This window comes from Streptomyces sp. NPDC015345 (genome assembly GCF_043078805.1).
Lineage (GTDB): Bacteria > Actinomycetota > Actinomycetes > Streptomycetales > Streptomycetaceae > Streptomyces.
The window spans coordinates 866,418-887,059 of the sequence record NZ_JBIBTX010000003.1; the positions used below are offsets into that span (position 1 = coordinate 866,418).

19 protein-coding genes are annotated in these 20,642 nt (G+C 66.8%); 3 read left to right on the forward strand and 16 right to left on the reverse strand.

Annotated features, from left to right (window positions below; translation table 11 throughout):
• Position 1: 1 nt before the first annotated feature.
• The 8 genes from rpsC to rpsJ are packed head-to-tail and all read right to left on the reverse strand — an operon-like array spanning position 2 to position 4,443.
• Complete coding sequence (gene rpsC / locus ACF062_RS16325) at positions 2 to 835, reverse strand: 30S ribosomal protein S3 (RefSeq protein WP_356578120.1); 834 nt, start codon at positions 833 to 835, stop codon at positions 2 to 4.
• Entirely contained in the window at positions 835 to 1,182 is a 348-nt protein-coding gene (rplV, locus tag ACF062_RS16330) for a 50S ribosomal protein L22 (RefSeq protein ID WP_004571827.1), read from the reverse strand. The genes rpsC and rplV overlap by 1 nt, the downstream gene beginning before the upstream one ends.
• Before the next feature lie 42 nt (positions 1,183 to 1,224).
• A complete protein-coding gene (gene rpsS / locus ACF062_RS16335; protein WP_062775140.1) occupies positions 1,225 to 1,506 on the reverse strand; it encodes a 30S ribosomal protein S19 in 282 nt (93 codons plus the stop codon).
• A gap of 12 nt (positions 1,507 to 1,518) precedes the next feature.
• On the reverse strand, positions 1,519 to 2,355 hold the full coding sequence (gene rplB / locus ACF062_RS16340; RefSeq protein ID WP_223776221.1) for a 50S ribosomal protein L2: 837 nt from the start codon (positions 2,353 to 2,355) through the stop codon (positions 1,519 to 1,521).
• 39 nt (positions 2,356 to 2,394) lie between these two features.
• Positions 2,395 to 2,814, reverse strand: coding sequence for a 50S ribosomal protein L23 (gene rplW / locus ACF062_RS16345; RefSeq protein ID WP_223776220.1), 420 nt, complete (start codon positions 2,812 to 2,814; stop codon positions 2,395 to 2,397).
• Positions 2,814 to 3,467: a 50S ribosomal protein L4 gene (rplD, locus tag ACF062_RS16350; protein WP_223776219.1), complete on the reverse strand. Its 654-nt coding sequence runs from the start codon at positions 3,465 to 3,467 to the stop codon at positions 2,814 to 2,816. Before rplD ends, rplW begins: the two co-directional genes overlap by 1 nt.
• A gap of 8 nt (positions 3,468 to 3,475) precedes the next feature.
• On the reverse strand, positions 3,476 to 4,120 hold the full coding sequence (gene rplC, locus ACF062_RS16355; RefSeq protein WP_030782583.1) for a 50S ribosomal protein L3: 645 nt from the start codon (positions 4,118 to 4,120) through the stop codon (positions 3,476 to 3,478).
• A 14-nt stretch (positions 4,121 to 4,134) separates the two neighbouring features.
• On the reverse strand, positions 4,135 to 4,443 hold the full coding sequence (rpsJ, locus tag ACF062_RS16360; RefSeq protein WP_003948644.1) for a 30S ribosomal protein S10: 309 nt from the start codon (positions 4,441 to 4,443) through the stop codon (positions 4,135 to 4,137).
• Between the two features lie 856 nt (positions 4,444 to 5,299).
• Here rpsJ and ACF062_RS16365 point away from each other — a divergent pair.
• From ACF062_RS16365 to ACF062_RS16375, 3 genes are all read left to right on the forward strand, one after another.
• Positions 5,300 to 6,244 (forward strand): helix-turn-helix domain-containing protein, encoded by a 945-nt coding sequence (locus ACF062_RS16365; protein ID WP_392138607.1) that lies wholly within the window; start codon positions 5,300 to 5,302, stop codon positions 6,242 to 6,244.
• An 87-nt stretch (positions 6,245 to 6,331) separates the two neighbouring features.
• Positions 6,332 to 6,679, forward strand: coding sequence for a hypothetical protein (locus tag ACF062_RS16370; RefSeq protein ID WP_392138609.1), 348 nt, complete (start codon positions 6,332 to 6,334; stop codon positions 6,677 to 6,679).
• Entirely contained in the window at positions 6,676 to 6,933 is a 258-nt protein-coding gene (locus ACF062_RS16375; protein WP_392138611.1) for a hypothetical protein, read from the forward strand. The genes ACF062_RS16370 and ACF062_RS16375 overlap by 4 nt, the downstream gene beginning before the upstream one ends.
• Positions 6,934 to 7,070: 137 nt before the next feature.
• On the opposite strand, the gene tuf is transcribed toward ACF062_RS16375, so the two are convergent.
• The 8 genes from tuf to rpoB form a co-directional block, all read right to left on the reverse strand.
• Complete coding sequence (tuf, locus tag ACF062_RS16380; protein ID WP_127910221.1) at positions 7,071 to 8,264, reverse strand: elongation factor Tu; 1,194 nt, start codon at positions 8,262 to 8,264, stop codon at positions 7,071 to 7,073.
• Between the two features lie 143 nt (positions 8,265 to 8,407).
• Positions 8,408 to 10,534, reverse strand: a complete 2,127-nt coding sequence (gene fusA, locus ACF062_RS16385) for an elongation factor G (protein WP_223776218.1) — start codon at positions 10,532 to 10,534, stop codon at positions 8,408 to 8,410.
• A gap of 39 nt (positions 10,535 to 10,573) precedes the next feature.
• The gene (gene rpsG, locus ACF062_RS16390) at positions 10,574 to 11,044 is read right to left on the reverse strand and encodes a 30S ribosomal protein S7 (RefSeq protein WP_003974303.1); all 471 of its coding nucleotides are present in this window, start codon (positions 11,042 to 11,044) and stop codon (positions 10,574 to 10,576) included.
• Positions 11,045 to 11,046: 2 nt separating this feature from the next.
• On the reverse strand, positions 11,047 to 11,418 hold the full coding sequence (gene rpsL / locus ACF062_RS16395; RefSeq protein ID WP_003948652.1) for a 30S ribosomal protein S12: 372 nt from the start codon (positions 11,416 to 11,418) through the stop codon (positions 11,047 to 11,049).
• 266 nt (positions 11,419 to 11,684) lie between these two features.
• Positions 11,685 to 12,101, reverse strand: a complete 417-nt coding sequence (locus ACF062_RS16400; protein WP_392138613.1) for a hypothetical protein — start codon at positions 12,099 to 12,101, stop codon at positions 11,685 to 11,687.
• 11 nt (positions 12,102 to 12,112) lie between these two features.
• Positions 12,113 to 12,871, reverse strand: a complete 759-nt coding sequence (locus tag ACF062_RS16405) for a hypothetical protein (protein ID WP_392138615.1) — start codon at positions 12,869 to 12,871, stop codon at positions 12,113 to 12,115.
• Positions 12,872 to 13,004: 133 nt separating this feature from the next.
• Positions 13,005 to 16,919, reverse strand: a complete 3,915-nt coding sequence (locus ACF062_RS16410; RefSeq protein ID WP_356578106.1) for a DNA-directed RNA polymerase subunit beta' — start codon at positions 16,917 to 16,919, stop codon at positions 13,005 to 13,007.
• Between the two features lie 98 nt (positions 16,920 to 17,017).
• Positions 17,018 to 20,503, reverse strand: a complete 3,486-nt coding sequence (gene rpoB / locus ACF062_RS16415) for a DNA-directed RNA polymerase subunit beta (RefSeq protein WP_223776214.1) — start codon at positions 20,501 to 20,503, stop codon at positions 17,018 to 17,020.
• Positions 20,504 to 20,642 lie beyond the last annotated feature (139 nt).

Consider the following 20,642-nt stretch of genomic DNA (forward strand, 5'->3'; position numbering starts at 1 on the left):
GTCAGGCCTCCGTTCCGGTGCTCTCAGCAGCCGGAGCAGCGGCGGCAGCCTCGGCCTTGGGGGCCTCGGCGGCCGGAGCCGACTGCTGCGGCTTGCGACCGCGACCGCCACGCTCGCCACCGCGGCCACCACGGGCCGGGCGGTCGTTGCCACCACGGGCCGGGCGGTTGCCGGCGCGGGCAGCGGCGTTCTCGGCGCGAACCTCGGCGATGTTCTTGACGTCGCCCTTGTAGATCCAGACCTTCACGCCGATGCGGCCGAAGGTCGTCTTGGCCTCGAAGAAGCCGTAGTCGACGTTGGCGCGGAGCGTGTGCAGGGGCACGCGGCCCTCGCGGTAGAACTCCGAGCGGGACATCTCGGCGCCGCCGAGACGGCCACCACACTGGATCTTGATGCCCTTGGCGCCCGCCTTCATCGCCGACTGCATGCTCTTACGCATGGCGCGACGGAAGGAGACGCGGGAGGACAGCTGCTCCGCCACGGCCTGGGCCACGAGCTGAGCGTCGACCTCGGGGTTCTTGACCTCGAGGATGTTCAGCTGGACCTGCTTGCCCGTGAGCTTCTCGAGGTCACCGCGGATGCGGTCGGCCTCGGCGCCACGGCGGCCGATGACGATGCCGGGACGAGCGGTGTGGATGTCCACACGCACGCGGTCACGGGTGCGCTCGATCTCAACCTTCGAGATGCCGGCGCGCTCCATGCCGGACGTCATCATCCGACGGATGGCGACGTCTTCCTTGACGTAGTCCTTGTACAGCTTGTCGGCGTACCAACGCGACTTGAAGTCGGTCGTGACACCGAGCCGGAACCCGTGCGGGTTTACCTTCTGGCCCATTACCGGGTTCCTTCCTTGCTGCTGACGACCACGGTGATGTGGCTGGTCCGCTTACGGATCCGGTAGGCACGGCCCTGAGCACGCGGACGGAACCGCTTCAGGGTCGGGCCCTCATCCACGTACGCCTCGCTGATGACCAGCGAAGAGGCGTCGGTGTGGTCGTAGTTGTGCGCGGCGTTGGCAATGGCGCTGTCCAGCACCTTGCCGACCGGCACGCTCGCGGCCTGCGGGGCGAAACGCAGGACCGCCTGAGCCTCCGTGGCATCCATGCCACGGATGAGGTCCACCACGCGGCGGGCCTTCATGGGCGTGACGCGGATGTACCGCGCCTGGGCCCTGGCTTCCATGGTTGTCCCTTCGGTGTTAGTCATAGTCGATTCCACCCCGCCTTAGCGGCGCTTCGACTTCCGGTCGTCCTTGACGTGACCCCGGAAGGTGCGCGTCGGCGAGAACTCGCCGAGCTTGTGGCCGACCATCGACTCGGTGACGAACACCGGGATGTGGGTCTTGCCGTTGTGCACCGCGATCGTGTGACCCAGCATGCTGGGGACGATCATCGAGCGACGGGACCAGGTCTTGATGACGTTCTTGGTGCCGGCTTCGTTCTGGGCGTCCACCTTCTTTACGAGGTGGTCGTCGACGAAGGGCCCCTTCTTGAGACTGCGCGGCATCTAAACCCGCTCCTAGCGCTTCTTGTTCGACTTGCGGCGGCGGACGATGTACTTGTTGCTCGCCTTGTTGCGATCACGAGTACGACCCTCCTTCTTGCCCCACGGCGAGACCGGGTGACGACCACCGGAGGTCTTGCCTTCACCACCACCGTGCGGGTGGTCGACCGGGTTCATCACGACACCGCGCACGGTCGGGCGAACGCCCTTCCAGCGCATACGGCCGGCCTTGCCCCAGTTGATGTTCGACTGCTCGGCGTTGCCGACCTCGCCGATGGTGGCGCGGCAGCGGACGTCGACCAGACGGATCTCACCGGACGGCATGCGAAGGTGCGCCATGGCGCCTTCCTTCGCGAGCAGCTGCACGGAGGCACCCGCGGAGCGGGCGAACTTCGCGCCGCCGCCGGGCCGCAGCTCGATGGCGTGGATGGTCGTACCGACCGGGATGTTGCGCAGCGCCATGTTGTTGCCGGGCTTGATGTCGGCGCCGGCGCCGCTCTCGATCCGGTCACCCTGCTGCGTGCCGCGCGGGGCGAGGATGTAGCGCTTCTCGCCGTCCGCGTAGTGCAGCAGCGCGATGCGCGCGGTGCGGTTGGGGTCGTACTCGATGTGCGCGACCTTGGCCGGCACGCCGTCCTTGTCGTGACGACGGAAGTCGATCACGCGGTAGGCGCGCTTGTGTCCGCCACCCTGGTGGCGAACGGTGATCCGACCGGCGTTGTTACGGCCGCCCTTGCTGTGCAGCGGGCGAACCAGCGACTTCTCCGGCGTGGACCGCGTTACCTCGACGAAGTCGGCGACGCTGGAGCCACGACGGCCCGGCGTAGTCGGCTTGTACTTGCGGATTCCCATTTCTCAGTCCTCGTCCGATATTCGGACCAGGGCGCTCCGTTAGGAGGCCTGGCCGAAGATGTCGATACGGTCGCCCTCAGCAAGGGTCACAATCGCGCGCTTGGTGTCGGCACGCTTGCCGAAACCAGACTTGGTGCGCTTGCGCTTGCCCTGACGGTTGATCGTGTTGACCCCGGTGACCTTGACCGAGAAGACCGACTCGACGGCCTGCTTGATCTGGGTCTTGTTGGAGCCGGGGGCCACGATGAACGTGTACTTGCCCTCGTCGAGAAGCGCGTACGACTTCTCGGAGACGACCGGCTTGACGAGGACGTCGCGCGGGTCCGAGAAGGACTTGCTCAGCGGGGTGGGCTCAACGGCGATCTTGCCCTCGGTCGCGATGCGCTTCGCCTTGGCGACGCGCGCGGCCTTGGCGGCCTTCGCAGCCTTGGACGCGATGCTCTGGTGACGAATAGCCATCAGGCTTCGCTCCCTTCGGTCTCATCGGCCTTGGGGCCAGACACGAAGGACTCGAACGCGGCCTTGGTGAAGACCACGTCGTCCGAGACGAGCACGTCGTACGTGTTCAGCTGGCCCGGCTCCAGGATGTGCACCTGGGGCAGGTTGCGGGCGGAGAGCAGCGAAAGCTCGTCCGAGCGCTCGATGACCAGGAGCACGTTCTTGCGCTCGCTGACCTTGCCGAGCAGGCTCTTCGCGGCCTTCGTCGAGATCTCGCCCTCGACCACGCCGGAGACGACGTGGATGCGGGAGTTGCGCGCCCGGTCGGTGAGGGCGTGACGCAGAGCGGCAGCCTTCATCTTCTTGGGGGTGCGCTGGGAGTAGTCACGCGGCACGGGGCCGTGGACGACGCCACCGCCGGCGAACTGCGGCGCACGGGTCGAACCCTGGCGCGCGCGGCCGGTGCCCTTCTGGCGGTACGGCTTCTTGCCGCCACCGCGGACTTCGCCACGGCGCTTGGTCTTGTGCGTGCCCTGACGGGCCGCGGCCAGCTGCGCGACGACGACCTGGTGGATCAGCGGAATGCTGATCTTCTCGACGTCGAAGATCTCCGCGGGGAGCTCGACCGTCCCGGTCTTGTCGCCTGCCGGCGAAAGGATGTCAATGGTGCTCATGGGTTACCTCAGGCCCCCTTGGCCGCGGTACGGACCAGGACGAGGCCGCCGTTCGGACCAGGAACCGCGCCCTTGATGAGCAGCAGGCCCTTCTCCGCGTCAACGGCGTGGACGGTCAGGTTCTGGGTGGTGACCCGCTCGTTGCCCATGCGACCCGCCATGCGCATGCCCTTGAAGACACGGCCGGGGGTGGCACAGCCACCGATGGAACCGGGCTTGCGGTGCACGCGGTGGGCACCGTGGGAGGCCTTGCCGCCGTGGAAGTTGTGACGCTTCATCACACCGGCGAAGCCCTTGCCCTTGCTCTTGCCGGTGACGTCGACCTTGATACCGGCCTCGAACGTCTCGGCGGTCAGCTCCTGGCCGAGGGTGTACTCGCTGGCACCAGCGGTACGGATCTCGACGAGGTGGCGACGGGGGGTCACGTCGGCCTTGGCGAAGTGGCCCTTGAGGGGCTTGTTCACCTTGCGCGGGTCGATCTCGCCGAAGGCGATCTGGACCGACTCGTAGCCGTCGCTGTCATTCGTACGGACCTGGGTAACGACGCAGGGCCCGGCCTTGACCACGGTCACCGGGACGACACGGTTGTTCTCGTCCCAGACCTGGGTCATGCCGAGCTTCTCGCCCAGGATGCCCTTGATCTGCTTGGTCATCTTCTTCGCGCCCTTCAGAGCTTGATCTCGATGTCAACGCCGGCCGGAAGGTCCAGGCGCATCAGCGAGTCAACGGTCTTGGGCGTCGGGTCGAGGATGTCGATCAGGCGCTTGTGCGTGCGCATCTCGAAGTGCTCGCGCGAGTCCTTGTACTTGTGCGGCGACTTGATGACGCAGTACACGTTCTTCTCAGTGGGCAGCGGCACCGGGCCCGCGACCGACGCACCAGTGCGAGTCACCGTCTCGACGATCTTCTTCGCCGAAGAGTCGATGACCTCGTGGTCGTAGGCCTTGAGCCGGATGCGGATCTTCTGTCCCGCCATGGCTACTTAGTAGTCCTTTGTCTCGAACGCTCTGGCTCCCGGGAGGCCCTTTTTTCTACTTCCTCCGACCCACGCGGTCGGGCGTGTCGCAGTCCCGCTCACACAGTTCTCCCGAAGGAGAATCCCTGCCAGGGGCTGCGGCCCTGATGACCGCGGGTCCGGGGGAAGAAACCCACCGGGTGCCTGGCCGAACCCCGCGCTGCACTTCCCGAAAGATTCCCGTACGTCCGCTCCAGCGCTGCCGCAAGCGACAGATGGGGCGACGAGTACTGTGGGACTCGCTTCCGGTCCTCCCGGCGGGAGGCGCGCAGCATCGGCACTCAACCGAGCAACCAGGACAGTCTGCCATACGGGGCACGTCTGGTGCCAATCGAGCCGAAGACATTACCCCGTGAGTGACGAAGGTCAAACCCGGCGTGGCGGTCCGCCCGCCCGAGGGTCCTGCCCGGGGTCAGCTCCCAGCAGCGTGCGCCACGAATTCCGCCCATGCCGCGCCGCCCACGCGCTGTGACGCGACGACTGCGTATGGTGATCGGCCGCCTGCTTTTGTACAGGCTGTCCAGGCTGCCCCGGACCGGAACCCGTCCCCACGTACTCCGGTGTCGCGGGTGCCTTCCCTGAAGAACCGTGAGTGAGAAAGAACCCCCACCAAGCCCCACCCCACCCGCCCCACGTCCAGCGTCACGCCCCGCTCACTCACGCGGGTGAACATCCCGGGTTCAGCTGGATCTGCGGCCCCCCAACGCCCTTACTCTCAGCGCCAGCAGGCAAAACAACAGCAGACATGCGACGGCCCCCGCCGGGACTGCAATCCCATTGGCGAGGGCCTGACCACCGAGGAAGAGGAAGCTTCCCGATGGATACCCAAAACCCTAGCGTGCCCCCGCGCGCGCGGTCCGCCGTTGGCGGCAGTCCATCCCACGCACGAGCGACCCAGCGCCCGCCCGCCCGGCCCGACGCTCATCGGCGGCGCACCGCCGCCCGCCCTTCCGGCATCGCCCATGACAACACCCGCCACACCACCCGCTTCACGGTGATCGGCAACCACCTCACCCAGCACCCGGAGCTCTCCCTCCTGGCGATCGGCCTCGCCTGCCACATCCAGTCGCTGCCCGCCGGTGCCCGCGCCGACATCAAGACGCTCGCCGCCCGCTTCCCGGAGGGCACGACCCGTATCGCCGCCGCCCTGCGCGAGCTGGAGGCCCACGGCTATCTGCGCCGCGAGCGCGAACGCACCCCCGCCGGCCGCATCGTCACCCGCACGATCTCCTGCAACCAGCCGGGCGTGGCCCGAAATCAGCCGCCCCCCGCCGCTCCGACGCGGACCCGCCCGTCCGAGGCCAACGACCACCCGGCGCCGCACCCCCCGCCACGCAAGCAGCCACGCCCCCTCCCGGCCGTACCGCACCCCGCGTACCCGGCCCCCGCGCTCCTCCAGCAGGCCGCCGACCTCCTCGCGGAGCTGCGCCACCACGACCCCCGCCTGCTCCTCTCCGCCCACGACACCGCCCACCTGGCCCCCGGCGTCGCCGCCTGGCTGGAACGCGACGTCGAGCCCGTCGCCGTACGCCACGCCCTCACCCGCGACCTGCCGCCCGAGGGCCCACGCCGACCGGCCGCCCTGCTCGCCCACCGCCTCGCGGCCCTGCTGCCGCCACCACCGCCGTTCAGGCCCCCGGCCGCGGCCCCGCCACCCGCACGCCACCCCCTGCACAACTGCGACTCCTGCGACCGCGCCTTCCGCGCCCCGGCGCCGGGCCGCTGCCGCGACTGCCGACCGACCCCCATCCGCAGCCGCTGAGCAGGGAGAACATCCCGCATGTTCACGTCCTCACACCCCATGCGCCCCGGCCGACTAACCTGGCCAGGGCACCACCGGGAGGACTCCATGGGCACACAGGCCGATCACGGACACGAGCTGGTTCCCCGCCCCGAGCAGACGCCGGACGCCCTCCGCGCCGCCCTCGCCATCGTCGCCCCCGCACGCCTGCCGGAGATGCAGCGGACCAAGGACGAGGCCTTCGCAAAGGCCGTCGAGTGGCAGTCCCTCAGCCCGGTGCAGAGCTGGGTCCTGGCCTGGGCGAGGGACATCGAGATCGCCCGCCGCCCCGACCTGGCGGCACGGCATGCCCATGCCATACGCCATCTGGAGCATGCGGACGCGGCCCTCGCCCATGAGGCACTGCGCGAGCTGAGCGCCGTCTTTGACGAGGCCATGAAGGCAGTACGGATGTGACCTGGAGCTGGGAGTACGCCTTCGCGGCGGAGGAATCCGCACGCACCGCGCCTCCGAACTTTCTCGCCGAGGTGGAACGCAAGGCGGAAGAACTGGTCAGGGCAGCCGAAGCACTGCACGTACACGGCCGCAGTCACCAAGGCGTCGACCCCAAGGGCGGCGACATCACCGTCCGGGGCGGAATGTTCCGGTACCAAATCGTCGTACGCAGCGAACGCGTCTACATCGTCCAGCTCACCTACCTGGCCTTCTGAGGCCCGGAGCCCGCCCATCGCGCACGCGAAAGGGCCCGTACGACCGAAGTCGTACGGGCCCTTCCCTTACTGCGGGTACTGCGATGCGCTCAGTTCAGAGCGACCGGGTCTCCCCGATCTTCAAGCAAGCGGGAAGCTTACTTGTTGATCTTGGTGACCTGGCCGGCGCCGACGGTCCGGCCACCCTCACGGATGGCGAACTTCAGGCCCTCTTCCATGGCGACGGGCTGGATGAGCTCCACCTTCATCTCGGTGTTGTCACCCGGCATGACCATCTCGGTGCCCTCGGGGAGGGTCACGACGCCGGTCACGTCCGTCGTACGGAAGTAGAACTGCGGGCGGTAGTTGTTGAAGAACGGGGTGTGACGGCCACCCTCGTCCTTCGACAGGATGTAGGCCTGGGCCTCGAACTCGGTGTGCGGCGTGACCGAACCGGGCTTGATGATGACCTGGCCGCGCTCGACGTCCTCGCGCTTGATGCCACGGAGGAGCAGACCGACGTTCTCACCGGCCTGGCCCTCGTCGAGCAGCTTGCGGAACATCTCGATGCCGGTGACCGTGGTGGTGGTCTTCTCGGTCTTGATGCCGATGATGTCGACGGTCTCGTTGACCTTGAGGACACCACGCTCGATACGACCGGTGACGACGGTGCCACGACCGGTGATCGTGAAGACGTCCTCGATCGGCATCAGGAACGGCTTGTCGACGTCACGCTCGGGCTCCGGGATCGACTCGTCGACAGCCTTCATCAGGTTGAGGACGGACTCACCCCACTCCTTGTCGCCCTCGAGCGCCTTGAGCGCCGAGACCTTGACGACCGGCAGGTCGTCGCCCGGGAACTCGTACTCGGAGAGGAGCTCACGGACCTCGAGCTCGACGAGCTCCAGGATCTCCTCGTCGTCCACCATGTCGGCCTTGTTCAGGGCGACGACGATGTACGGAACGCCGACCTGGCGGGCCAGGAGCACGTGCTCCTTGGTCTGCGGCATCGGGCCGTCGGTGGCGGCGACCACGAGGATGGCGCCGTCCATCTGCGCGGCACCCGTGATCATGTTCTTGATGTAGTCCGCGTGACCGGGGCAGTCGACGTGGGCGTAGTGACGCGTCTCCGTCTGGTACTCGACGTGCGCGATCGAGATCGTGATACCGCGCTGGCGCTCCTCGGGAGCCTTGTCGATCTGGTCGAAGGCCGAGGCCTCGTTCAGGTCGGGGTACGCGTCGTGCAGCACCTTGGTAATGGCGGCCGTGAGGGTCGTCTTACCGTGGTCAATGTGACCGATGGTGCCGATGTTGACGTGCGGCTTAGTCCGCTCGAACTTCGCCTTCGCCACTGGGTCCTCCTGGGAGTGGTTCTGTACGCCTTGCTTCATCGGCGCCAGGTGATCTTTGCTGGGAAGCCAGCCGCCGGGATTCTTGCCCTACGGGGTCGAACCCCGGCGGATGGTGTCAAGCCTAAAGCGTTAACTGGGGTGAGTTACTCGCCCTTGGCCTTCGCGATGATCTCCTCGGCGACGTTCCGCGGAACCTCGGCGTAGGAGTCGAACTGCATTGAGTAGCTTGCGCGACCCGACGTCTTGCTGCGGAGGTCTCCGACGTAGCCGAACATCTCCGAGAGGGGCACGAGGCCCTTCACGACGCGAGCGCCGCTGCGCTCCTCCATGGCCTGGATCTGGCCACGGCGGGAGTTGATGTCACCGATGACATCGCCCATGTAGTCCTCGGGCGTGGTGACCTCGACGGCCATCATCGGCTCAAGGAGCACGGGGGACGCCTTGCGCGCGGCCTCCTTGAAGGCCTGCGAACCGGCGATCTTGAAGGCGAGCTCGGAGGAGTCGACCTCGTGGTAGGCGCCGTCGATGAGCGTGACGCGGACGCCCGTCATCTCGTAGCCCGCCAGGATGCCGAACTGCATGGCCTCCTGAGCACCCGCGTCCACCGAGGGGATGTACTCCTTGGGGATGCGGCCACCCGTGACCTTGTTCACGAACTCGTACGACGCGTCGCCGCCCTCGATGGGCTCGATCGCGATCTGCACCTTCGCGAACTGACCGGTACCACCGGTCTGCTTCTTGTGGGTGAAGTCCACGCGCTCGACGGCCTTGCGGATCGTCTCGCGGTAGGCCACCTGCGGCTTGCCGACGTTCGCCTCGACGCGGAATTCGCGCTTCATGCGGTCGACGAGCACCTCGAGGTGAAGCTCGCCCATACCACCGATGATGGTCTGGCCGGTCTCCTCGTCCGAGTGAACGCGGAAGGAGGGGTCCTCCTCCGAGAGACGCTGGATGGCGACACCCAGCTTCTCCTGGTCGCCCTTGGACTTCGGCTCGATGGCGACCTCGATGACCGGCGCCGGGAAGTCCATGGACTCCAGGATCACCGGGTTCTTGTCGTCGCTCAGCGTCTCACCGGTGGTGGTCTGCTTCAGGCCCATGACGGCGACGATGTCGCCGGCGCCCACCGAGTCGATCTCCTCACGCTTGTTCGCGTGCATGCGGTAGATCTTGCCGATGCGCTCCTTCTTGCCCTTGACGGAGTTCAGCACCGCGGTGCCGGCGTCCAGGCGACCGGAGTAGATCCGGACGAAGGTGAGCTTGCCGAGGTGCGGGTCGCTCGCGATCTTGAACGCGAGGGCCGACAGCGGCTCGTCGTCGGACGGCTTGCGCTTGACGACCAGCTCCGGGTCCTTCACGTCGTGGCCCTCGATGGCCTCGACGTCCAGGGGAGACGGCAGGTAGCGCACGACCGCGTCGAGCAGGGGCTGGACGCCCTTGTTCTTGAACGCGGTACCGCAGAAGACGGGGGTGACGGTGGTGTCGCCGCCCTTGCCGGAGGCGATGGTGATGCGACGGATCGCCGCGTACAGCTGGTCCTCGGTGGGCTCCTGGCCCTCGAGGTACAGCTCCATCATCTCTTCGTCGTTCTCCGCGACGGCCTCGAGCAGCTTGCCGCGGTACTCCTCGGCAGCCTCGGTGTGCGTGTCGGGGATGTCGACGATGTCGTAGGCCTCGCCCATCTTGGTCTCGGCGGACCAGACGAAGGCCTTCATGGTGACGAGGTCGACGACACCCTTGAAGTCAGCCTCCGCGCCGATGGGCAGCTGCATGACCAGGGGGGTCGCACCGAGGCGGTCGACGATCATGTCGACGCAGCGGTGGAACTCGGCACCGGTACGGTCGAGCTTGTTGACGAAGCAGATACGCGGGACGCCGTAGCGGTCCGCCTGACGCCACACGGTCTCGGACTGGGGCTCAACGCCGGCGACGCCGTCGAACACCGTCACGGCACCGTCGAGCACGCGGAGCGAACGCTCCACCTCGACGGTGAAGTCGACGTGGCCCGGGGTGTCGATGATGTTGATGGTGTGGTCGACGTCGTTCAGCGGCCAGTGACAGGTGGTGGCAGCAGAGGTGATCGTGATGCCACGCTCCTGCTCCTGCTCCATCCAGTCCATCGTCGCGGCGCCGTCGTGGACCTCACCGATCTTGTACGAGACACCGGTGTAGAACAGGATCCGCTCGGTGGTCGTCGTCTTGCCCGCGTCGATGTGAGCCATGATGCCGATGTTGCGCACCTTGGCCAGGTCAAGTGAAGTGGTAGCCATGTCGGCTCAGTCTTCTCTCGGTCTCGATGTGGGTAGCGACTACCAGCGGTAGTGCGCGAAGGCCTTGTTGGACTCGGCCATCTTGTGGGTGTCCTCGCGCTTCTTCACAGCGGCACCGAGGCCGTTGGAGGCGTCGAGGAGCTCGTTGAGCAGACGCTCGGTCATGGTCTTCTCGCGACGGGCGCGGGAGTAACCGACCAGCCAGCGCAGGGCGAGCGTGTTCGCACGGCCCGGCTTGACCTCGATCGGGACCTGGTAGGTCGCGCCACCGACACGGCGGGACTTGACCTCGAGGGTCGGCTTGATGTTCTCGAGCGCGCGCTTCAGCGTGATGACCGGGTCGTTGCCGGTCTTCTCGCGCAGGCCCTCCATGGCGCCGTACACGATGCGCTCGGCGGTGGAGCGCTTGCCGTTCAGCAGCACCTTGTTGATGAGGGAGGTCACCAGAGGAGAACCGTAGACCGGGTCGATGATGACCGGGCGCTTCGGGGCGGGGCCCTTACGAGGCATTCTTACTTCTCCTTCTTGGCGCCGTAGCGGCTGCGGGCCTGCTTGCGGTTCTTGACACCCTGGGTGTCGAGGGAACCGCGGATGATCTTGTAGCGAACACCAGGCAGGTCCTTCACACGGCCACCACGCACGAGCACGATGGAGTGCTCCTGCAGGTTGTGTCCCTCACCCGGAATGTAGGCCGTGACCTCGATCCCGGAGGTCAGACGCACACGCGCGACCTTACGGAGGGCCGAGTTCGGCTTCTTCGGGGTGGTCGTGAACACACGCGTGCAGACGCCACGGCGCTGGGGCGAACCCTCGAGTGCGGGCGTCTTGTTCTTCTCGACCTTGTCCTGCCGGCCCTTACGGACCAGCTGCTGGATCGTAGGCACTACTTCTCCGGTTTCTGTGTGCCGAATAGTAAAGCTAACCTGGAACGTCCCCGACCCACGCGGTCGGGTGTGTCGAATGCTGCAGACTCCCGCCGCAAGGCGGAAAGGGGCGCAGATTACGGTGGCCGTTGACGGACTCGCGATGCGGTTGAAGACACGCGCACGAGCCCAGGCACACCCCAGGCACAAGGTCTGAGCGTACCTACCTCATCGAGTCTGGTCAAAACAAATGCGATGGGGGGCGACACGCCGGACATCTGGCCGCATCAGGAGCGCCGCAGGAAGTTCTTGATCGATCGAGCGTCCGCTTGGTCCTTGGGGCGGATCGAACGCTCTTTCCAGAGGAGGATCTGGGACAGCGGGCAGAACGGGATGCCGGACACCCACTCGGCCCCCTCGATCAACACGTCCGGCTCCGGCGTCCCGGGCAGCCAGCGGTCGAATACCTCGATGTCGCCCCCGAAGAGCAACACCATGCGGCCGTGCCAGGACGGCGCGGGGACCGGATCGGCCAACGCCTCGGCGGTCTTCCATGCGGCGCCGCGCGCGACGATGTCCAGGTCCCCGATCTGGTCCCGGATGCCGTGGGCCAGCAGCGCCCCGCTCCCGGCCACCACGTAATCCGCGGCCGGCAGGTGCAGGGACAGCAGCTTCACGACCAAGGGGTGCCTTCGCAGCTCCAAGGCGGCGCCTCCTAGAGGATGGGCAGCCCGACCGCCGTGCGAGCGGCCATGCTCATCACCAGCGAGGCGATGACACTGGCCAGCGTACCGATGAGGAAGTACTCGGACGCGTGCTTGCCGTGTTCGCTCGTGGGCACCCGGGCCAGCGATTTGGCGGCGAGCACCAGTGCCGCGGCCTCCGGCCGGCCCGCGGCGAGGAACGCGAAGAGCAGCCCCCGCTCCAGCAGGCCGATCGCCCGCCCAGCGCTCATGAACTCGACCGCGGCCCGCCGCTCCGGACCGTCCTCCAGGGCCAGGATCTCCCGGCGTACCGGTGCGGTCGCGGTCTTGGCCAGGGCTCCGCCCCCGAACACGGAGATGAGCGCCGCCGAGAGGAACACCGCCACCTCGTCGCTCAGCAACAGCCCCCGCCCGAGCGCCCCGGCGGTCGGGCCGGCGGACCATGCCGCGAGGCCCACGGCCGCAGAGAGGGCCGCGGCGCTCACCCAGCGGTTGCGTGCGACTCTCCCCACCATCAGCGGCAGCGTGACCGAGAAGCCGAGGGCCGGCATGCCCGCCGGGTGCTTCCACAGGACGAGGCCCAGGGACAGCAGGGCGGCCACGCAGAGCGCGACCCAGGGCTTGCCCTCGTCGCCGTACGGGAGAACCGCGTACGCCCCGTAGAGGGCCGTGAAGGCGACCATCCGCCAGGGGCGCGGGCCGTGCCATGCCAGTCCCAGCGGGATCAGCACCGCGGCCGCCAGACCGAAAGAGACCCGAGCCGTCTCCACTCCCCCGCCCCTCCAACTCCCCCGCGCCGCAGGGTACTTCGGCCCGGACCACCCGCATCCTAGTCAGCCGGGAACGCCGAAGGGCGGCCACCCCGCGCAATGCGGGGCGACCGCCCTTCAGTGAACTCAGACCCTACTGGTTGTACGGCCCGTAGTCGTAGTCCTCCAGCGGAACGGCCTGACCGGAGCCCGTGCCGAACGGCGAGTAGTCGATGTCGTCGTACCCGACGGCCGAGTACATCGCGGCCTTGGCCTCTTCGGTGGGCTCCACCCGGATGTTGCGGTAGCGGGAAAGACCCGTACCGGCCGGGATGAGCTTACCGATGATGACGTTCTCCTTGAGGCCGATCAGGGAGTCGGACTTGGCGTTGATCGCCGCGTCCGTCAGGACCCTGGTCGTCTCCTGGAAGGAAGCCGCGGACAGCCACGACTCCGTCGCCAGCGAGGCCTTGGTGATACCCATCAGCTGCGGACGGCCGGAGGCGGGGTGACCGCCCTCGGTGACCACACGACGGTTCTCGGTCTCGAACTTCGAGCGCTCGACGAGCTCGCCCGGCAGCAGCTCCGCGTCGCCGGACTCGATGATCGTCACGCGGCGCAGCATCTGCCGGATGATGATCTCGATGTGCTTGTCGTGGATCGACACACCCTGCGAGTTGTAGACCTTCTGGACTTCGCCGACCAGGTGGACCTGGACCGCGCGCTGACCGAGGATCCGCAGCACGTCGTGCGGGTTGGTGGCACCGAAGGTGAGCGGCTGGCCCACCTCGACGTGGTCACCCTCACGCACCAGGACCTTGGCACGCTTCGAGATCGGGAACGCCGTCTCGTCGCTGCCGTCGTCCGGGGTGACGACGATCTTCTTGGTCTTCTCGGTCTCCTCGATGCGGACACGGCCCGCGGCCTCGGAGATCGGGGCGACACCCTTCGGCGTACGAGCCTCGAAGAGCTCGACGACACGGGGCAGCCCCTGGGTGATGTCGTCACCGGCCACACCACCGGTGTGGAAGGTACGCATCGTCAGCTGGGTACCGGGCTCACCGATGGACTGGGCGGCGATGATGCCGACCGCCTCACCGATGTCGACCAGCTTGCCGGTGGCGAGCGAACGGCCGTAGCAGAAGGCACAGGTGCCGACCGCCGACTCACAGGTCAGGACCGAGCGGGTCTTGACCTCCTCGACGCCGTTGGCGACCAGGGCGTCGATGAGCACGTCACCGAGGTCGACGTTGGCCGGCGCGATGACCTTGCCGTCGATGACGACGTCCTCGGCCAGCATGCGGGCGTACACCGAGGTCTCGACGTTCTCCGTCTTGCGGAGCACGCCGTCCTCGCCCTTGACCGCGATCTTGAGCTTCAGACCGCGCTCGGTGCCACAGTCCTCCTCGCGAATGATGACGTCCTGGGAGACGTCGACCAGACGACGGGTGAGGTAACCGGAGTCGGCGGTACGCAGAGCCGTGTCCGCCAGACCCTTACGGGCACCGTGCGTGGAGATGAAGTACTCGAGGACGGAGAGGCCCTCACGGAACGAGGCCTTGATCGGACGCGGGATGGTCTCGTTCTTCGCGTTCGACACCAGACCACGCATACCGGCGATCTGCCGCATCTGCATCATGTTTCCTCGGGCACCCGAGTCAACCATCATGAAGATGGGGTTGGTCTTGGGGAAGTTCGCGTTCATCGCCTCGGCGACCTCGTTGGTCGCCTTGGTCCAGATCGCGATGAGCTCCTGCGTGCGCTCGTCCTTGGTGATCAGACCGCGCTCGTACTGCTTCTGGACCTTCTCGTCCTGCTCCTCGTAGCCCTTGACGATGGCCTTCTTGGCCTCGGGCACGACGACGTCGGAGATGGCCACGGTGACGCCGGAACGGGTCGCCCAGTAGAAGCCCGCCGCCTTCAGGTTGTCGAGCGTCGCCGCCACGATGACCTTGGGGTAGCGCTCGGCGAGGTCGTTGACGATCTCGGAGAGCTGCTTCTTGCCGACCGAGTAGTCGACGAAGGGGTAGTCCTCGGGCAGCAGCTCGTTGAAGAGCGCGCGGCCCAGCGTCGTACGCAGCCGGAAGCTGTCGCCCTGCTGGTAGGCACGCTCGCCACCGAAGTCGTCGCCCTCTTCGCTGACCGGCGGGGTCCAGCCGCGCGGCGGGATGGTGCCCACCGGGAAGCGGATGTCGACCTTCGCCTGCAGCGAGAGCTCACGGGCGTCGAACGCCATGATCGCCTCGGCCGTGGAGCCGAAGGACCGGCCCTCGCCGATGACCTCGCGCTCTTCCTCGTCCGTGGTGAGGAAGAAGAGGCCAAGCACCATGTCCTGGGTCGGCATGGTGACGGGACGGCCGTCGGCCGGCTTCAGGATGTTGTTCGAGGACAGCATCAGGATGCGGGCCTCGGCCTGCGCCTCCGCGGAGAGCGGCAGGTGCACGGCCATCTGGTCACCGTCGAAGTCCGCGTTGAACGCGGTGCAGACGAGCGGGTGGATCTGGATGGCCTTGCCCTCGACCAGCTGCGGCTCGAAGGCCTGGATGCCGAGGCGGTGCAGCGTGGGCGCACGGTTCAGCAGCACCGGGTGCTCGGCGATGACCTCTTCGAGGACGTCGTACACGACCGTGCGGCCGCGCTCGACCATCCGCTTGGCGCTCTTGATGTTCTGCGCGTGGTTCAGGTCGACCAGACGCTTCATCACGAACGGCTTGAAGAGCTCCAGCGCCATGGCCTTCGGCAGACCACACTGGTGCAGCTTCAGCTGCGGACCGACGACGATCACGGAACGCGCGGAGTAGTCCACACGCTTACCGAGCAGGTTCTGACGGAAACGACCCTGCTTGCCCTTGAGCATGTCGGACAGCGACTTCAGCGGACGGTTGCCGGGGCCCGTGACCGGGCGACCACGACGGCCGTTGTCGAAGAGCGCGTCGACGGCCTCCTGGAGCATGCGCTTCTCGTTGTTCACGATGATCTCGGGCGCGCCGAGGTCGAGAAGCCGCTTCAGGCGGTTGTTGCGGTTGATGACGCGGCGGTACAGGTCGTTCAGGTCGGAGGTCGCGAAGCGGCCACCGTCCAGCTGCACCATCGGACGCAGGTCCGGCGGGATGACCGGCACGCAGTCGAGCACCATGCCCTTGGGGCTGTTGCTCGTCTGCAGGAACGCGGAGACGACCTTGAGGCGCTTGAGCGCACGGGTCTTCTTCTGGCCCTTGCCGGTACGGATGATCTCGCGAAGCCGCTCGGCCTCTTCGTCCAGGTCGAAGGACTCCAGGCGCTTCTGCAGGGCAGCGGCACCCATGGAGCCGTCGAAGTACGTGCCGAAGCGGTCACGCAGCTCGCGGTAGAGCAGCTCGTCGCCCTCGAGGTCCTGGACCTTGAGGTTCTTGAAGCGGTTCCACACCTCGTCGAGACGGTCGATCTCGCGCTGGGCGCGGTCACGGAGCTGCTTCATCTCGCGCTCGGCGCCTTCGCGCACCTTGCGGCGTACGTCGGCCTTGGCGCCCTCGGCCTCGAGCTCGGCCAGGTCGGTCTCGAGCTTCTTGGCGCGGGCCTCCAGGTCGGAGTCGCGACGGTTCTCGATCTGCTGACGCTCGACGGAGACATGCGCCTCCAGGGACGGCAGGTCGCGGGTACGACGCTCCTCGTCCACGAACGTGATCATGTACGCCGCGAAGTAGATGACCTTCTCGAGGTCCTTCGGGGCGAGGTCCAGCAGGTAGCCGAGGCGCGACGGGACGCCCTTGAAGTACCAGATGTGGGTGACGGGAGCGGCCAGCTCAATGTGGCCCATCCGCTCGCGGCGCACCTTGGCGCGCGTGACTTCTACGCCACAGCGCTCACAGATGATGCCCTTGAAGCGGACACGCTTGTACTTGCCGCAGTAGCACTCCCAGTCCCGGGTCGGACCGAAGATCTTCTCGCAGAAGAGTCCGTCCTTTTCGGGCTTGAGCGTGCGGTAGTTGATGGTCTCCGGCTTCTTGACCTCGCCGTGGGACCACTGTCGGATGTCGTCCGCGGTGGCAAGGCCGATCCGCAGCTCGTCGAAGAAGTTGACGTCGAGCACTTTGTCGTCAATCCCTCTTTCGGGGTCGAGTCTCAATCATGGTCTGTACGGGTCCGGGGCAGGGCCGGGGCCTCACGAGGAGGCCCCGACCAGACCCGTCAGACCTCTTCGACGCTGCTCGGCTCGCGCCGGGACAGGTCGATGCCGAGCTCCTCCGCCGCGCGGAAGACGTCCTCGTCGGTGTCGCGCATCTCGATGGACATGCCGTCCGAGGACAGCACCTCCACGTTGAGGCAGAGCGACTGCATTTCCTTGATGAGCACCTTGAAGGACTCAGGGATGCCGGGCTCGGGGATGTTCTCGCCCTTGACGATGGCCTCGTAGACCTTCACGCGGCCGGTCACGTCGTCGGACTTGATCGTCAGGAGCTCCTGAAGGGCGTACGCGGCGCCATATGCCTCAAGCGCCCACACCTCCATCTCACCGAAGCGCTGACCACCGAACTGTGCCTTACCACCCAGCGGCTGCTGGGTGATCATGGAGTACGGGCCGGTCGAACGGGCGTGGAGCTTGTCGTCGACCAGGTGGTGCAGCTTGAGGATGTACATGTAGCCGACCGAGATCGGCTCCGGGAAGGGCTCACCCGAGCGGCCGTCGAACAGCGGCGCCTTACCGGTCGGGAGCACCATGCGCTCGCCGTCGCGGTTCGGGATCGTGTGCTCGAGCAGACCGGCCAGCTCGTCCTCGCGGGCACCGTCGAAGACGGGGGTCGCGACGTTCGTGCCGGGCTCGACCTTGTCGGCACCGATGGCCTGAAGGCGCTGCGCCCACTCGTCCGCGAGGCCGGAGACGTCCCAGCCGCGGCTGGCGAGCCAGCCGAGGTGGATCTCCAGGACCTGTCCCGGGTTCATTCGGGACGGGACACCCAGCGGGTTGAGGATGATGTCGACCGGGGTGCCGTCCTCCAGGAACGGCATGTCCTCGATCGGCAGGATCTTCGAGATGACGCCCTTGTTGCCGTGACGGCCGGCGAGCTTGTCACCGTCGGTGATCTTGCGCTTCTGCGCCACGTAGACACGGACCAGCTGGTTCACGCCCGGCGGCAGCTCGTCGCCCTCTTCGCGGTCGAAGACGCGGACGCCGATGACCTTGCCGATCTCACCGTGCGGCACCTTCAGCGAGGTGTCGCGCACCTCGCGCGCCTTCTCACCGAAGATCGCGCGGAGCAGGCGCTCCTCCGGCGTCAGCTCGGTCTCACCCTTGGGCGTGACCTTGCCGACGAGGATGTCGCCGGCGACGACCTCGGCACCGATACGGATGATGCCGCGCTCGTCGAGGTCGGCGAGGACCTCCTCGGAGACGTTCGGGATGTCCCGGGTGATCTCCTCCGGGCCGAGCTTGGTGTCACGGGCGTCGACCTCGTGCTCCTCGATGTGGATCGAGGAGAGGACGTCGTCCTGCACGAGGCGCTGCGACAGGATGATCGCGTCCTCGTAGTTGTGACCCTCCCACGGCATGAACGCCACGAGCAGGTTCTTGCCGAGGGCCATCTCGCCCTCTTCGGTCGCGGGACCGTCGGCCAGGACCTGGCCCTCGATCACGCGGGCGCCCTCGTCGACGACAACCTTCTGGTTGACGGAGGTGCCCTGGTTCGACCGGGAGAACTTGGCGATGCGGTACGTGGTGTACGTGCCGTCGTCGTTGGTGACGGTGACGTAGTCCGCGGAGACCTCCTGGACCACACCCGCCTTCTCGGCCTTGATCACGTCACCGGCGTCGACCGCGCAGCGGTACTCCATGCCGGTGCCGACGAGGGGGGCCTCGGCGGTGATCAGCGGCACGGCCTGACGCATCATGTTCGCGCCCATGAGGGCACGGTTGGCGTCGTCGTGCTCGAGGAACGGGATCATGGCGGTCGCGACCGACACCATCTGGCGCGGCGAGACGTCCATGTAGTCGACGTCCGTGCCGGGCACGTAGTCGATCTCTCCGCCACGGCGGCGGATCAGGACGCGGGCCTCGGCGAAGTGGAGGTCGTCCGTCAGCGGCGCGTTGGCCTGCGCGATGACGAAGCGGTCCTCCTCGTCGGCCGTCAGGTAGTCGACATCGTCGGTGACCTGGCCCTCGACGACCTTGCGGTACGGCGTCTCGACGAAGCCGAACGCGTTGACGCGGCCGTACGAGGCGAGCGAACCGATCAGACCGATGTTCGGGCCTTCGGGCGTCTCAATGGGGCACATGCGGCCGTAGTGAGACGGGTGCACGTCACGGACCTCGAAGCCGGCCCGCTCACGGGAGAGACCACCCGGGCCAAGAGCCGACAGGCGGCGCTTGTGGGTGAGACCCGACAGCGGGTTGTTCTGGTCCATGAACTGCGACAGCTGCGAGGTGCCGAAGAATTCCTTGATCGACGCCACGACCGGGCGAATGTTGATCAGGGTCTGCGGCGTGATCGCCTCGACGTCCTGGGTCGTCATGCGCTCGCGGACGACGCGCTCCATACGAGCCAGACCCGTGCGGACCTGGTTCTGGATGAGCTCGCCCACGTTGCGCAGACGGCGGTTGCCGAAGTGGTCGATGTCGTCGGTCTCGACGACGATCGACGTGCCGCTGTCGCCAACGGTCTCGGTCTCACCGGCGTGCAGCTTCACCAGGTACTTGATCGAGGCGATGATGTCCTCGACCGTGAGGATGCCCGCGTCGAGCGGAGCGTCCGCACCCAGCTTCTTGTTGACCTTGTAGCGGCCGACCTTCGCGAGGTCGTAGCGCTTGGGGTTGAAGTAGAGGTTCTCGAGCAGCGTCTGAGCGGCCTCACGGGTCGGCGGCTCGCCCGGACGGAGCTTGCGGTAGATGTCGAGCAGCGCGTCGTCCTGGCCCTGGGTGTGGTCCTTCTCCAGGGTGGCGCGCATGGACTCGTACTCGCCGAACTCCTCGAGGATCTGCTCGGTCGTCCAACCGAGAGCCTTGAGCAGAACGGTGACCGACTGCTTGCGCTTGCGGTCGATGCGGACACCGACCATGTCGCGCTTGTCGATCTCCATCTCCAGCCAGGCACCCCGGGACGGGATGATCTTGGCGGAGAAGATGTCCTTGTCGGACGTCTTGTCGATCGAGGAATCGAAGTAGACACCCGGCGAACGGACCAGCTGCGACACGACGACACGCTCGGTGCCGTTGATGACGAAGGTGCCCTTGTTGGTCATGAGCGGGAAGTCGCCCATGAAGACCGTCTGGGACTTGATCTCGCCGGTCTCGTTGTTGGTGAACTCGGCGGTGACGAAGAGCGGGGCGGCGAACGTGAAGTCGCGCTCCTTGCACTCGTCGATCGAGTTCTTGGGAGGCTCGAAACGGTGGTCGCGGAACGTAAGGGACATCGACCCGGAGAAGTCCTCGATCGGGGAGATCTCCTCGAAGATCTCCTCCAGACCGGACTTGGTGGGGACGTCCTGTCCGCTTTCGAGAGCCGCCTCGACACGAGCCTTCCACGCGTCGTTGCCGAGCAGCCAGTCAAAGCTCTCGGTCTGCAGCGCAAGAAGGTTCGGAACCTCGAGGGGCTCCTTGATCTTTGCAAAGGAAATGCGCAGCGGGGCGGTGCTGGCGCCGTTGTTCGTATTCGCGGTCGAGGCAGTGCGCGAGGCGGCCAAGAGGGGGTCCTTCCGAGGGCTCGGACTCACTACGCGCGTACCGGTCCCAAGCTGGACACAGAGACGGAGATCCCAGGTCAGGGAAGCTTCGGTCCACAGTGCTCAAGCATGGGCATGCCCCTGGTGACGGGCAGGAGGC